The following is a 13,689-nucleotide window of genomic DNA, read 5'->3' on the forward strand; positions in this document are numbered from 1 at the left end:
CTTCTTCTGAATTTACAAAGGTCCTCCTTATAGCAATATTCGAGAGAAAGGTAAGGGTGCTCGGACAATGGCATTATTTCAGGAAATTGGACAGGAGTACAGCTTAATGGGGCTAATCTGCGCAAAAAACACCCGATGTAGATGGACATTAGCGGATAAACACGAGGTTCGCCGCAATTTCCAATACATCGGGTGTTCTGGCTCAAACTATATTAATTAGTATTCTTAGTATAATGTCTTGATTGCGTCGGAGGTGAAATGAATGATCTCACCAATTCTGCCAGCCTGCACTTTAGCAGCCCACGCCGGATCGCTGATCAGAGCTCTGCCTACCGCAACAAGATCGAACTCTGCCTTGTCCAGCCGCTCCAGCAGAAGGTCAATATTATCTTCCTGATTCTTCTCGGTTACCGGGCTAGGAAAAGCACTGTCGAGTCCCACAGAGCCTACCGTGATCGTCGGTTTGCCGGTTATCTTCTTCGTCCAGCCTGCCAGATTAAGATCAGACCCTTCGAACTCCGGCTGCCAGAAACGCCGGGTGGAGCAGTGGAAGATATCCACACCCGCATTGCTGAGCGGTGTCAGGAAGCGGGCCAGATCTTCAGGCGTCTCCACAAGTCTGGCGTCATAATGGCCGCCCTTCCACTGCGAGAAGCGGAGCACAATCGGGAAGTCCGGTCCTACCGCACGGCGGCAGGCATCGATCACTTCAACCGCAAAGGTGGTCCGTGCCTCAAGATCACCGCCATATTCGTCGTTACGGCGGTTAGTCTTCTCCCAGAAGAACTGGTCGATCAGATAACCGTGGGCCCCGTGTAATTCAATGCCGTCGAAGCCAATGGCCTTGGCATCTTTGGCCGCCTTGGCAAAGGCGCTGACAATCCCCTGGATTTCATTCTTGGTCATCGGCTCGGTAACTTGCTCTCCGGCCAGATTAAGCCCTGAAGGACCGATAGGAAGCGCTGAAGCATTAGGCAATTCACCGATGCTCCGGGCCATGCCGACATGCCACAGCTGCGGAATAATCTTGCCTCCGGCAGCATGCACTTCCTTGACTACCTGCGCCCATCCCTCCAGAGAGGCTTCGCCGTGGATATTCGGAATATCCGGGTGGCTGACCGCCGCCGGATGATCGATAGCTGTTCCTTCGGTAATGATCAGACCGACGCCGCCTTCCGCCCGGCGGCGGTAATAAGCCGCTACCTCCGGACTAGCCACGCCTCCCGGAGATTGCACCCGTGTCATCGGTGCCATTACTACACGGTTGGTCAGGGACAGGCCCCCTCCCTCAAAGGGTTCAAACAATTTATCGGTATTCATGATCGGCCTCCATTTCATACTTTGATTACTTTAAGTAAGTATAGTATGACTGTTCTCAGCGGCAAATGCAAATGAACTAGCACCGGAAATATGCCAAAAAGCCGGAAACTAGCAGCCATGCTGCATTGTCCGGCTTTCGTAGCATTCTCAAGACTTCATGATCCTAATTAACCTACAGGTTCAGAACGCCGGCTTTCGGAGTTACACGGAATGCTGCGGCCAGATCGGCCAGCTGCTGATCAGTGATTTTCTGTTTGATTTCACGTCCGCCGATCAGGTTGTAGACAATTGCCGCTTTTTCAATGGTTTCTACCAGACCGAAGGTAGCATCCATGGTAGCGCCCGTAACAAAGATACCGTGCTGCGGCCAAATCACCACACGATAGTCTTTCATTTTATCCGCAGTAGCCCGGCCGATATCACTGCTGCCCGGAACCATCCAAGGAATGACACTGACGCCATCCGGGAAGACAACCAGACATTCTGTGCACATTTCCCACAGCGTCTTGGTGAACTTCAGTTCATCCAGATCATGGGTAAAGGTCATGGCAATCACATTCGTTGCATGGGTATGCAGCACGATGCGGTGCGAAGGATCTACCTTCAGCCGTTCAATATGGCTCATGAAGTGGGAAGCAAGCTCACTGGTCGGTACTGCACCATTCCGCAGACCCCACAGAACCTCTACACTCTCACCGCTGTCACTGACACGCAGCACACCTAGGTTGGCTTCCGGGTCCTTAATGACATTACGGAAGTATTTGCCGGAGCCGGTTACGATGAAGTATTTGCCGGACAGCTCAGTTACAGGGAAGGTAAGGGCGATTGTACGCAGCGGCTCGCGGATGTTAATATACTTGGCTACTTCTTCTTCATCCAGCAGATAACTGACGTTGCCTCCGTTCAGCTCATCCCAGCCCAGGGACCACATGTGGTGGGTGATTTCGGACATTTCCCGGATAAACGGTGCTTCAACGCCGGCGATATAACCTTTGGATTCTACTACTGAAGTACTCATATGTTATCTCTCCTCTATATGCACGTATAAGTGCGTGGATACTTGTCATTCGGTAATTACAAAAGTGCTAATCTATCTTGCAGCCAGTACTTCCTGCTCGTAGCTCTTCACTTCAGCCAGCCATTGCTCCCGGACCGGAGTGCCCTGTGATGCGCAGTAGTAATCCCAGACTGCGCCGAACGGATAGGACTTGAATTCTTCTACCAGCGCGAGGCGTGAAGTATAGTCACCTGCCAGTTCAATGGCGCGAAGCTCCTCAACCGGCTCCAGCATTGCGCGCAGCAAAGCCTTAATGGTGTTGCGCGTACCGATTACCCAAGCTGCGAGATGATTGATGCTGCCGTCGAAGAAATCAAGGCCGATGTTCGTGCGCGGCAGCAAATCTCCGCGAACCAGTTCACGGGCGATTTCCAGCAGCTCATCGTCCATCGTGACGACATGATCGCTGTCCCAGCGTACCGGTCTGCTGACATGCAGCAGCAGCTGTTCGCTGAACATCAGGATCGAGCTAAGCTTATTGGAGATCACTTCAGTCGGATGGAAATGTCCGGCATCGAGGCAGATCGCTTTGCCGCGGGTCAGGCCATAACCCATGTAGAATTCATGTGATCCGACAACATAGCTCTCAGAACCAATCCCGAACAGCTTGCTCTCAAGTGCATCAATATTGTACTGCGGATCAATTTCCTCACTGAAAATATCATCCAGAGATTCCTTAAGACGCACACGCGGTGCCAGGCGGTCAACCGGAGTATCCTTGTAGCCGTCCGGTACCCAGAAATTCGTTACACAGGGCTGTCCCAGCTCGCGGCCGAAATACTCGGCAATCCGGCGGGAAGCCTTGCAGTGTTTGATCCAGAAATTGCGGATTTCGTCATTGGCATGACTCAGGGTGAAGCCGTCAGCAGCCTTAGGATGCGAGAAACAGGTTGGATTGAAATCCAATCCCAGTCCCTGCTCTTTCGCCCACTCTACCCAGCTTGCGAAGTGGCGCGGTTCCAGCTCATCGAGATCGACCTGTTCGTCCGTATCAGCATAGATTGCATGCAGATTGACTTTATGTTTACCCGGAATCAGCGACAGGGCTTTCTCCAAATCCTTGCGCAGCTCATCCGGTGTGCCGGCACGTCCGGGATAGCTGCCAGTTACAGCAATCCCGCCGCTGAGCTCTTTGTCTTTGAACAGGAATCCTTGAACATCATCGCCTTGCCAGCAATGCACTGAAATTTTGATCTTCGCAAGCTTCTCCAGCACCTCATCTACGTTAATTCCATGGGCTGCATATAATTTTTTGGCTTCGTTATAGCTGTTTGTGATGCTCTGATCCATGTCGTTGCCTCCTAAAAGTTTTATATATTCTCATTCGTACTTGCCGCAGAATGGAGCTCATCCCAGCGGGCCAGCAGCTGATTCAGCCGGGGAACCGGCCGCGGCAGATACGACTTGATTGCAAAGGAAGTGCCGACGACGTCCCGGGCTTCATGGATGTCGGCCATACGGCCTGACTGAATCATCTGTACGGCCAGGTTGCCCAGTGCCGTTGATTCTGTCGGGCCTGCCAGTACTTCTCTGCCGATAATATCGGCGGTCAACTGACACAGCAGTTCATTATTGGCGCCGCCGCCGACGATCTGCAGAACTTCGATCTCTTGGCCTGTAAGGCCTTCAAGCTCGGCCAGATAGCTGCGGTAGGATAGGGCCAGACTGTCAAAGATACAACGGGCTAATTCACCCGGCGTCTCTGGAACAGGCTGGCCGCTCTCCGCGCAGGCCTGGCGAATTTCTTCTATCATATGGTCCGGATTCAGGAAACGCGGGTGGTTGCATGGAATCAGGCTGCGGAAGCCTTCGCTGCCCGCGGCCATTGACGCCAGCTCAGCGAAGCTGTATCTTCCCCCATCCAGTCTCCGTACTTCCTGGATCAGCCAAAGGCCCATAATGTTCTTCAGGAAACGGTAGGTGCCGTATGCTCCCCACTCGTTCGTATAATTGGCTGCCAGAGCTTTGCTGTCATTAATCGGGTGATCCAGCTCCACCCCGAGCAGTGACCAGGTGCCGCTGCTGATGTAAGCTGAGGATCTGCCTTGCTGCGCAGGCACGCCGAGCACGGCCGAAGCCGTATCATGCGTGGCGGCACAGATTAGGCGGCACTGCGGCAGATTATGCTGCTGCACCAGCTCTGCCGTAATGAAGCCGAGATCTTCTCCCGGCTCCGTAAGCGGTGCGAACTGCTCTCTGCGGAGATGCAGGAAGGACAGCAGCTCCGGATCAAAGTCACGGGTGGCAAGGTTCAGCAGCTGCATCGTGGAGGCATTGGTCACCTCGTTGATTTTGCGGCCGCTGAGTCTATAGTAGAGATAATCCGGCACCATCAGAATCTGATCGGCCGCTTCCAGCTCTACCCGGTCATGCGCATACAGCTGATACAGTGTATTGAAGCTCAGCTGCTGAATCCCTGTCTTGGCGTAAACCTTCTCAGGGGAGAGCAGCTTGCCGACTTCCTCCATAACCCCATCAGTGCGGCGGTCACGGTAGGCGTATACTTCCCTGATCCGCTTGCCTTCCGCATCCAGCAGTACATAATCCACGGCCCAGGTATCAATCCCGAGTGTACATTCAGTAATTCCCGCGGTTTTCGCTTGATGAAGACCGCTGATAATTTCATTAAACAAATACTCAATGTCCCAGAAGCAGGAGCCCTCCTGCTCGGTGAATCCATTGCTGAATCGGTGAAGCTCCTCCAGCTTGAGACTCCCGTCCACGAGGGTTCCGAGTACAAGCCGCCCGCTGGAGGCGCCGATATCGACGGCGATATGATTGTTCATAGGGAATCTCCTTATCTATAGAAGGTAAATTACAGAATTTTGCGGAACAAGGCAATAACCTCTTCTTTGGTAGGAATGAACGGGTTGCCCGGTGCGCAGGCATCCTTCATCGCATTCTCAGCCAGCAGATCCAAATCTACTTCATCTACACCAAGTTCAGACAGTTTGGCCGGAATGCCAACTTCCTTGGACAGGGCTTTGATCGATTCGATGACAAAATCCGCGCATTCCTTGTCGCTTTTGCCTTGTACCTGCAGTCCGATCGCTTTGGCAATCGCTCTGAATTTCTCAGGCACATATTTGGCATTCTCTTCTTCCACATATGGCAGCAGCATCGCATTACAGACGCCATGCGGCAGATCATACACGCCGCCGAGCTGATGCGCCATGGCATGCACATAACCAAGTCCGGCATTATTGAAGGCCAGGCCTCCCAGGAAGATCGCATACACCATCTGCTCACGTGCTTCAATATCATGTCCGTCTGTTACGGTCCGGGCCAGGTTGCCAAAAATCAGTTCAACAGCAGCCAGAGCAGTAGCATCAGTTACAGGGTAAGCACCCGGAGTGACCAGAGCTTCGATCGCATGCGTCAATGCATCCATACCTGTAGCCGCTGTAAGTGCAGCAGGCTTGTCGACCATCAGTTCAGGATCATTCACCGAAATGGTGGCGATACTGTTCTTGTCGACCATTACCATCTTGATCTTGCGTTCTTCATCCGTAATGACATAGTTAATTGTAACTTCACTTGAGGTTCCTGCAGTAGTGTTCACGGCTACGATCGGCAAGGATTTGTTCTTGGACTTGTGAACGCCTTCATAGTCGGCAATGTACCCGCCGTTGGTCGCTACAATCCCGATTGCCTTCGCTGTATCCTGAGGCGAACCGCCGCCGATAGAGATCAGATAGTCGCATTCATGATCATTCAGGAAATCAACGCCGTCATGGACGTTTTTGCAGGTCGGGTTCGGTTTCACTTCATCATATACCACATAGTTAATTCCCGCTTCATCCAGCACAGCCAGCAGCTTGCCGGCGATTCCGCTCTTCGTCAGGAACTTATCCGTAACCACGAGCGCTTTCTTCAGGTTCAGTTCTTGAATATAGGGAGCGATTTCCTTCAGACAGCCCTTACCCATAATGTTGATAGACGGAACATAATAGACATGAGTACTCATTGCTTGACCAGCCTCCCAGGCAAATTAGTATAGAACGATTACAGAAAGCTAAGTATCTCCACTGATAGTAGGATGTACATTCTGGCTGTGGCGCCTCAGGCTGGTCACTGAGGTTAAGCAGCAGACCGGCTCCGGCGCTTCCGTTGGGAACCGGCATACGCTTTCAAAGGGATTATTAGCACCCTCATCGTATCGCCGATAATCTTTGTTGTCAACAAATAAAATATTAATTATGTTGTTTTTATTTGTTTAATGTCTGTTTTACAAAGATTATATTAGAATAAATGTTGTTTTTCTTAAATTCATTGTACAACACAGAAATAACGGTCTATATTTAAATATAAGAAGCTACCGGAAAGGTGATACCTATGCTTGCTGCCGAAAGACGCAAAAAAATAATAGATCTTGTCCATCAGGATAAACGTGTGCTTGTGTCTGATTTGAGCCGGATGTTCGAGGTCACAGAGGAAACGATACGCAGAGATCTGGAGAAGCTGGAGAAGGACGGAATTGTCAGCCGCACCTACGGCGGAGCCATGCTGAACAGACATACCAATGAAGATCTGCCGTTCCTGACCCGGGGGGCGCTCAATACGGATATCAAACGCAATATTGCGATCAAAGCACTCAATCTGATTAACGACGGGGATACGCTTATGGTGGACCCCAGTTCCACCTCGTTTGAATTCCTTAAGCTGCTGGGCAATAAAAGCAATCTGACAATCATCACGAATTCGATCAACATTCTGCATGAATTCGCGAATTCCAGCCTGAACATTATATCCACCGGGGGTTCGCTGCGCCACCGCTCCCTGTCGCTGGTCGGCCCTGTAGCCCACGACACCACCCAGCGCTATAATGTGGATATCGCAGTGATCAGCTGTAAAGGCATTGATATGGAGCACGGAGTTACCGATTCCAATGAACCGGAATGCGAGCTGAAGAAATATATGCTGCGCCAGGCGGAAAAGGTAGTGCTGCTGGCCGACCATACCAAGTTTGACAAAACCGCCTTCGCCAAGCTGGTCGAGCTGAGCCGGATCGATGTGCTGATTACCGACCGCAAACCTTCGGATACATGGCTTAAGCTGCTGTCTGGGAAGAATGTGGAAGTGTTATATTAAGTAGACCTGGCGCAGGAATCAACAGACCAGTCCCCTATATAAGTGTATAAAAGCAAAAGGCAAACCCTCTCTTCCCGGATTCGGGATCAGAAGCTTTGCCTTTTTGCATACTCTCCGTTACATTGCAGTCTATTCCTGACTCTATTGGAATTCACTTCCCCTATATGATAAACTTGCAGAAATTATCTGCTATTCATAAAGGAGCGGAAAAATGCTATGGGGAAAAAGAAGCAAACCTTACCCGCCGATTTTGGCGAGCGGGTCAAAACGAATGATATCGCAGCGCTCAAGGCCATCTTTGAGGAGTGCGAATGGGATGCCCGCGGGGGCTACAGCAAAGGAACCGCGCTCAGCTTCCGGCAAATCCCGGATGAGCTGGTCCGCTGGCTTGTAGAGCAGGGTGCCGACATCAACGCCCGGGACAAATATGAGCACACCCCGCTGCACTCCCAGGCTGCAACCTGGTCCGGAAATATCCCGTTACTGCTGGAATTAGGCGCGGACCCGGATGCCCTGGATTATCAGAATGAGACACCGCTGCACGCAGCGGCAGGTTATTACCGGACCCGGGCCATACAGGACCTGGTCGCCCATGGTGCAAACATCCATGCGGAGAATAAACGGAAACAAACACCGCTTGCTAAGGGATTATCCCAATGCCGGAATATCGATATTGCCCACATGGTGGAAATCTCAAAAATCCTGCTGGATGCCGGAGCCGCAATCACACCGGAGATGAAGGATTCCGTGCAGCGGATCGGCAAGGATCTGGAATTCGTCAGAGCCAGCCACAGTAACGATGAGCTGGATCAAAAAGCATCCGCACTGCTGGAGCTGTACCGGCTATTCGATGTCGAGCCTGTAGCGAAACAGGTGAAGCACGATGGAACCTCCCCCATCAAGGCTGCTACAGCGGCATGGTCCGCCCAGCATCAGGAGCTCTGGGATTACCTTGTCCCTGCTTCAGGGCACGCGCAAACTGTACAGGGAGAGGTTATCCGCATCACCGGACGGGTCTCTCATGAAATCCTGGATAACGGCGGAGGCAACTGGGATGACAATTTCCGTAAAATGCTGGATGCCCTTATCCGGCATCTGGGCACAGGTACACCGTTATCTCCTGCCCTCCTCCAGGAGGCAGCTTCATTAACCAATAGGCTGCGTAAGGGTTCCGGCTACGATGAACCGGCAAGATTAAGTGAACTGGCAGTGCAGTGGGTACTGGCCAATCCTCAGCCTGTCTCTATGGAACAACCGGATTATACCCGTTAAGTCTAATATATACGGACGTATTACGATACCGCTCCTTTGGAGAGCATAATGTTCAGGATGGCCTGGTCGGTTGCCGCAAGCCCTTCCTGGACCAGTGTCTCCATATTCTTGATTGTATCTTCAACCTTCTCAAAGATTACCCCGTCATTCAGACTGGCTGAAATGTCGTTCATCGCCAGTGTTGCGGATTGGATTGCCGCGTTCGTGGCGGTTGAGATTTTGAGCGCGCAGGTCGGTTTCGCACCATCGCAGATCATTCCGGAAGTAGAAGCAATAGTGTTCTGGATGGAGCGCTTGATCTGCTCCAGCGTGCCGCCCATCAGGTAGACAATACCGCTCCCTGCCCCTACTCCGCCGGCAATTCCCGATCCGCACAGCGGGGACAGACGGCCGATATAATGCTTGACATGAATGGTAATCAGATTGCTGAGCGCCATCGCTCTTGCCAGTGTCTCCTCATCTTTGCCGAGGAGCTCTGCAAGGGCAATTACCGGCATCGTGCAGGCAATGCCCTGATTTCCGCTTCCCGCAGTGGTCATGACAGGCATGGCGCTGCCGTCCATCCGCGCATCGGAGGCCGCTGCCGTCGCGGCAATAATCCGGTTCGCCACATCATTACCGAACAGATTGACAGCCGACTGCTGGCTCATCTTCCTGCCCACCTGCAGGCCATACTCTCCGCGCAGCCCCTCATCCGAAATCGCCTTATTCATCCGCGCTCCTTCCAGCAGAAACCGCAGCTCAGAGAAATCCGCAGTCTGGATGAACTCATATATTTCTTCTAATGAAACCGAATATACCTCCGGGTCCAGCGTGTCTGACTCCTCGCAATCCGCCTTGTCAATCCCCTGCTCCAGCTTAACGCCGTCTTTGGACAGGAATACTACATTCGTATGCTCTTTGGCTACAATTGCAGTCGCTGTATGATTCAAGCTGCATACCCTGGCTTCAATATACAATTTCTCAGGGGTATCCTTCAGTTCCACATAGAGCAGCTTCTGCTCGATCATCGCATTAGCCTTCGCCAGCTCTTCGGGAGTAAGTCCGGAGAGAATCTCCAGCTTGCGGTGAGAACGGCGGATCACTGCGCCCAAGGCTGCCGCTATCGGCAGACCGGTCTGCCCGGTGCCCGGAATCCCTACACCCATCGCATTCTTCACAATATTCCCGCTGAGGAACAGCTGAATCGAAGTAATCTCTCCCTCAACCTGTTCAGCCGCCAAAGAGACTGCATAGGCAACCGCAATCGGCTCGGTGCAGCCTTCTGCCGGAACAATTTCTTTTATCAATACTTCCAGTAGGTTAACCATACGCGAATCACCATTCCTCTATCTCTCTCTATATAACTATTCCTATATAGTACCTCAGATTGATAGCCTGGGGGAATCCCCGTTATTAACCATTAACCAGCGGGTCACTTCATTTCCATCCGGCTGAAATCGTGAATTCTTTTATTTCCCAAGTAACAACCCGAGTTTTCCCAGCCGCTTCAGCCCTTCAGTACAGGCCCATCCCCCCGCACCTGCCAGAATAGCATTATGAAAAATCTTCAGTGCCAGTGAATACGTCATGCTGCCAATGACAATTTCAACTGCAATAAACCGGATGATATCACCCTTAGTGATCAGATACACTGTAAATTCCTGATTACGAGACACTGGTTCATCCCCCGTCTGCTTCGTGTTTCTGTACCTATATGCTCCGTGCGGGTTGTCTAATTCCGGATGCCGCAGGGTTGAGCCGCTATCAGCCGGCTGCCTCCGACTCAAAGACACTGCCCGGGCACCAAAAAAGCAGCAAATCCCCTAAGGATCTGCTGCTCTTCACACTGCTATTATCTTATAGAACCAGAGTCAGGCAACTGCCGCCCCTGCCGCTTCCTTTACTTCGCTTCCACAGCATGGCCGCCGAATTCATTACGCAGCGCAGCAACTACTTTGCCGGTGAAGGTATCGGTCTCCAGCGACCGGTAGCGCATCAGCAGCGCCATGGCGATAACCGGCGTAGCCGCCTGCAGATCAAACGCGGTCTCCAGCGTCCATCTGCCTTCCCCGGAGGAATGCATGATTCCCTTGATCTCATCCAGCTTGGCATCCTTGGAGAAGGCGCGTTCGATCAGCTCCATCAGCCAGGAGCGGACGACCGAGCCGTTGTTCCAGACGCGGGCCACCTGCTCGAAGTCGAAGTCATAGCCGCTTTTCTCCAGCACCTCAAAGCCCTCGCCGATGGCAGCCATCATGCCGTACTCAATCCCGTTGTGGACCATCTTCAGGAAGTGTCCGCTTCCGGATTTGCCGGCATACAGGTACCCGTTCTCGACCGCAGTATCACGGAAAACCGGCTCGACGGCCGCCCACGCTTCCTCATCTCCGCCGATCATATAACAAGCGCCATTGCGTGCGCCTTCCATTCCTCCTGAGGTTCCGGCATCCATGAAATAAATCCCGTGGGCACTAAGCTCATCGTGACGGCGGATTGACTCCTTATAATGAGAATTCCCGGCTTCGATAATGATATCCCCCTCCGACAACAGCGGCGTCAGTTCTGAGATCACCGAGTCCACAAAGGTGTGCGGGACCATGATCCAGAGGATACGCGGGGATTCCAGCTTGCCTGTAAGCTCCGCCAGACTTCCCGCACCTGCAGCTCCTTTCGCTTCCAGCTCCTGCACCGCAGCGGCGTTCACATCATAAGCCACGACTTCATGTTCGTGCTCCAATAGATTCTGGCCGAGATTGAAGCCCATTTTGCCTAGTCCAATTAAACCGACTTTCATTGCATATCCCTCCGAATGTTATAGATTAGATGATTATGCCGCCGCTCACGCACCAGGCCGGACGGCTTCCGGATTCAGCTCCTGTGTCTGGCGGACCCCGGAATGCTCCACAGCCTCCGGTTCATCAAGCCACCAGTGATGCTCTCCAAGCAGTTCATCGGCAGCCTGGGGTCCAAAGGAACCGGCTGGATACAGATGAAGCGGAAGCGTCCCTTCTGCTGTTGCTTCGATTATAGGCTGAACCCACTGCCAGGACAACTCAACTTCATCCCAATGGGCAAAGAAGGTGGCATCTCCCAGTAAAGCATCATAAATCAGGTTCTCATAGGCTTCCGGCAGATCGGGGTTGCCCGACTCATGCTTAATGCTGACCGGCTCGAGCTGTCCGTGCTGGCGCGGATTTTTGGTATTCAAGGTAAGGGAGATCCCTTCGTTCGGACCAATATCAATCACCAGCAGGTTAGGGTCCAGGGCAAGCTTGCTTCTGTTCTTATTATGCAAATCATTAAGCGGCTCTTTGAATTCTATAACAATCCGCGTCGATTTCTCCTTCATGCGTTTGCCGGTGCGGATATAGAAAGGCACGTCCTTCCAAAGCGGGTCATCAATCCACAGCCGGGCGGCGATGTAGGTCTCATTCTGTGAAGAGGCTTCTATGCCGGGTTCAGCCGTATAAGCGGGAACCTGCTGCCCGCGCAGCTCACCCGCTGCATACTGGCCGCGTACCACATGCTGCGTCACTTCCTCACGGAGCAATGGCCGTACCGAACGGATCACATGGCGCTTCTTGCTGCGGACATCTTCCGGGGTGCTGCCTTTGGGCAATTGCATGGCCATCATCATAAGCAGCTGCAGCATGTGGTTCTGGAACATATCGCGCAGCGCGCCAGCCTTGTCATAATACCCTGCCCGCTCTTCCACACCGACCGTTTCACTGGCCGTAATCTGCACGCTCTCGATATACCGGTTCTGCCACAATGCCCGCAGTACAGGATTGGAATATTTCAGCACCTCAAGGTTCTGCACCATCGGTTTGCCGAGGAAGTGGTCAATCCGGAAGATCTCTTCCTCCTTAAAAGCAGCGTTCAGGCTGTCATTAAGCACCCGTGCCGACTGCAGATCCCGTCCGAACGGTTTCTCGATAATCAGCCGCTTCCATCCCTTCGTGTCACCAAGTCCGCTGAAGTTAATGTTACGGGCAATCTCACCGAAGAATTCAGGACCGACGGATAGATAGAACATCCGGTTCTGCGGAAGTCCCAGCTCTTCCTCACGGCGCTGCACATGGCCCAGCAGCTTCACATAATCTTCGGGGCGTCCGACATCCAGCACGCTATATTCAAAAGCCAGCAGGAAATTCTGCAGCTCTGCTGAATCCTCAACCGGACGCCGCGAAAAGGTGCGCAGTGAATCCAGCACCTGATGCTGGAAGGTTTCATTCGACAGCTCTCTTCTGCCGAGGCCAATGACTGAGAGAGGACCAGAAAGCTTGCCATCCTTGAACAGGTTATATAGGGCGGGGTATATTTTGCGTTTGGCCAAATCCCCGGTTGCGCCAAATAGTACGAATGATGATGATTCCACTTTCATTCCTCCCGTAATTATCAAATGTTTATGTGGTTACTTATTATTACTCACAAACTTTATAACACTCATCATACGACTGCAGAATCCATTCGTCAACCTCATTTCGACATTTACGAAAAGTACTTATTTTCACGCACTTTTCACTATGTTATAGTAAGGTGGATATTAATAATAACTTTATAAGGTGGAATCCGCATGACACAGGAGCTTAAGCCCTTGCTCGCCAAAGTCGAGCATGTCCATCATATCATCGGCAAGAAGTGGGTGAATCTGATCATCCATGTGTTAATGGAGGGCACCAAACGGTTCAGTGAGCTGCACACGGTCATCCCCGATCTAAGCAAACGTATGCTCAACGAGCGCCTGAAGGAGCTTGAAGAATGCGGCCTGATCAGCCGCGAGGTCATTCCTGACCGACCGGTACGGACGGAATATTCGCTCACTGCCAAGGGGCAGGAGCTGGGCACGGCGCTCCTGCCCGTCGAGGCATGGGCGATGAAATGGCTGTAATGCCGCTGCCCTGAACACGCTAAACAGCAGATCTCCGGGAAGAAGACCTGCTGTTGTTAGCTTTTATAGTATAAAT

The 13,689-nt window shown here is 52.2% G+C and carries 12 protein-coding genes; 3 read left to right on the forward strand and 9 right to left on the reverse strand.

The genetic code is table 11. The annotated features are described in order from the left end of the window. Nucleotides 1–225: 225 nt before the first annotated feature. The 5 genes from P40081_RS20190 to P40081_RS20210 form a co-directional block, all read right to left on the reverse strand. On the reverse strand, nucleotides 226–1,320 hold the full coding sequence (locus P40081_RS20190; RefSeq protein ID WP_042137971.1) for an NADH:flavin oxidoreductase: 1,095 nt from the start codon (nucleotides 1,318–1,320) through the stop codon (nucleotides 226–228). A 172-nt stretch (nucleotides 1,321–1,492) separates the two neighbouring features. Beyond that, on the reverse strand, nucleotides 1,493–2,338 hold the full coding sequence (gene rhaD / locus P40081_RS20195) for a rhamnulose-1-phosphate aldolase (protein WP_042137973.1): 846 nt from the start codon (nucleotides 2,336–2,338) through the stop codon (nucleotides 1,493–1,495). Nucleotides 2,339–2,410: 72 nt separating this feature from the next. Then, nucleotides 2,411–3,667 carry an L-rhamnose isomerase gene (gene rhaA / locus P40081_RS20200; RefSeq protein WP_042137975.1) on the reverse strand — a complete coding sequence of 419 codons (1,257 nt, stop codon included), beginning with the start codon at nucleotides 3,665–3,667 and terminating at the stop codon, nucleotides 2,411–2,413. A 20-nt stretch (nucleotides 3,668–3,687) separates the two neighbouring features. Further along, nucleotides 3,688–5,163, reverse strand: a complete 1,476-nt coding sequence (gene rhaB / locus P40081_RS20205) for a rhamnulokinase (RefSeq protein WP_042137977.1) — start codon at nucleotides 5,161–5,163, stop codon at nucleotides 3,688–3,690. Nucleotides 5,164–5,192: 29 nt separating this feature from the next. Beyond that, nucleotides 5,193–6,344 carry an iron-containing alcohol dehydrogenase gene (locus P40081_RS20210; protein ID WP_039294619.1) on the reverse strand — a complete coding sequence of 384 codons (1,152 nt, stop codon included), beginning with the start codon at nucleotides 6,342–6,344 and terminating at the stop codon, nucleotides 5,193–5,195. 368 nt (nucleotides 6,345–6,712) lie between these two features. Between P40081_RS20210 and P40081_RS20215 the strand changes: the two genes are divergently transcribed. Beyond that, nucleotides 6,713–7,468, forward strand: coding sequence for a DeoR/GlpR family DNA-binding transcription regulator (locus P40081_RS20215; protein WP_042137981.1), 756 nt, complete (start codon nucleotides 6,713–6,715; stop codon nucleotides 7,466–7,468). A 216-nt stretch (nucleotides 7,469–7,684) separates the two neighbouring features. After that, a complete protein-coding gene (locus P40081_RS20220; protein ID WP_042137982.1) occupies nucleotides 7,685–8,740 on the forward strand; it encodes an ankyrin repeat domain-containing protein in 1,056 nt (351 codons plus the stop codon). Between the two features lie 20 nt (nucleotides 8,741–8,760). Here P40081_RS20220 and P40081_RS20225 read toward each other — a convergent pair whose 3' ends face one another. From P40081_RS20225 to zwf, 4 genes are all read right to left on the reverse strand, one after another. After that, nucleotides 8,761–10,050, reverse strand: coding sequence for an L-cysteine desulfidase family protein (locus P40081_RS20225; RefSeq protein ID WP_042137984.1), 1,290 nt, complete (start codon nucleotides 10,048–10,050; stop codon nucleotides 8,761–8,763). Nucleotides 10,051–10,191: 141 nt separating this feature from the next. Then, nucleotides 10,192–10,398, reverse strand: coding sequence for a hypothetical protein (locus P40081_RS20230; RefSeq protein WP_039294632.1), 207 nt, complete (start codon nucleotides 10,396–10,398; stop codon nucleotides 10,192–10,194). A gap of 224 nt (nucleotides 10,399–10,622) precedes the next feature. After that, nucleotides 10,623–11,516: a phosphogluconate dehydrogenase (NAD(+)-dependent, decarboxylating) gene (gene gnd, locus P40081_RS20235; RefSeq protein ID WP_042137986.1), complete on the reverse strand. Its 894-nt coding sequence runs from the start codon at nucleotides 11,514–11,516 to the stop codon at nucleotides 10,623–10,625. Nucleotides 11,517–11,561: 45 nt separating this feature from the next. Then, complete coding sequence (gene zwf / locus P40081_RS20240) at nucleotides 11,562–13,100, reverse strand: glucose-6-phosphate dehydrogenase (RefSeq protein WP_042137988.1); 1,539 nt, start codon at nucleotides 13,098–13,100, stop codon at nucleotides 11,562–11,564. Nucleotides 13,101–13,298: 198 nt separating this feature from the next. Between zwf and P40081_RS20245 the strand changes: the two genes are divergently transcribed. Further along, entirely contained in the window at nucleotides 13,299–13,613 is a 315-nt protein-coding gene (locus P40081_RS20245; protein WP_042137990.1) for a winged helix-turn-helix transcriptional regulator, read from the forward strand. The last annotated feature ends 76 nt before the right edge of the window (nucleotides 13,614–13,689 follow it).

Source organism: Paenibacillus sp. FSL P4-0081 (genome assembly GCF_000758565.1).
In the GTDB taxonomy this organism is placed as follows: Bacteria; Bacillota; Bacilli; order Paenibacillales; family Paenibacillaceae; genus Paenibacillus_AQ; species Paenibacillus_AQ phytohabitans.

Bases quoted from the DNA above. Each gene is read 5' to 3' on its own strand.
- rhaA (WP_042137975.1), bottom strand. From the start codon at position 3,667: ATGGATCAGAGCATCACAAACAGCTATAACGAAGCCAAAAAATTATAT.
- gnd (WP_042137986.1), bottom strand. From the start codon at position 11,516: ATGAAAGTCGGTTTAATTGGACTAGGCAAAATGGGCTTCAATCTCGGC.
- P40081_RS20220 (WP_042137982.1), top strand. From the start codon at position 7,685: ATGGGGAAAAAGAAGCAAACCTTACCCGCCGATTTTGGCGAGCGGGTC.
- rhaD (WP_042137973.1), bottom strand. From the start codon at position 2,338: ATGAGTACTTCAGTAGTAGAATCCAAAGGTTATATCGCCGGCGTTGAA.
- rhaB (WP_042137977.1), bottom strand. From the start codon at position 5,163: ATGAACAATCATATCGCCGTCGATATCGGCGCCTCCAGCGGGCGGCTT.
- P40081_RS20215 (WP_042137981.1), top strand. From the start codon at position 6,713: ATGCTTGCTGCCGAAAGACGCAAAAAAATAATAGATCTTGTCCATCAG.
- P40081_RS20225 (WP_042137984.1), bottom strand. From the start codon at position 10,050: ATGGTTAACCTACTGGAAGTATTGATAAAAGAAATTGTTCCGGCAGAA.
- P40081_RS20245 (WP_042137990.1), top strand. From the start codon at position 13,299: ATGACACAGGAGCTTAAGCCCTTGCTCGCCAAAGTCGAGCATGTCCAT.
- P40081_RS20210 (WP_039294619.1), bottom strand. From the start codon at position 6,344: ATGAGTACTCATGTCTATTATGTTCCGTCTATCAACATTATGGGTAAG.
- P40081_RS20190 (WP_042137971.1), bottom strand. From the start codon at position 1,320: ATGAATACCGATAAATTGTTTGAACCCTTTGAGGGAGGGGGCCTGTCC.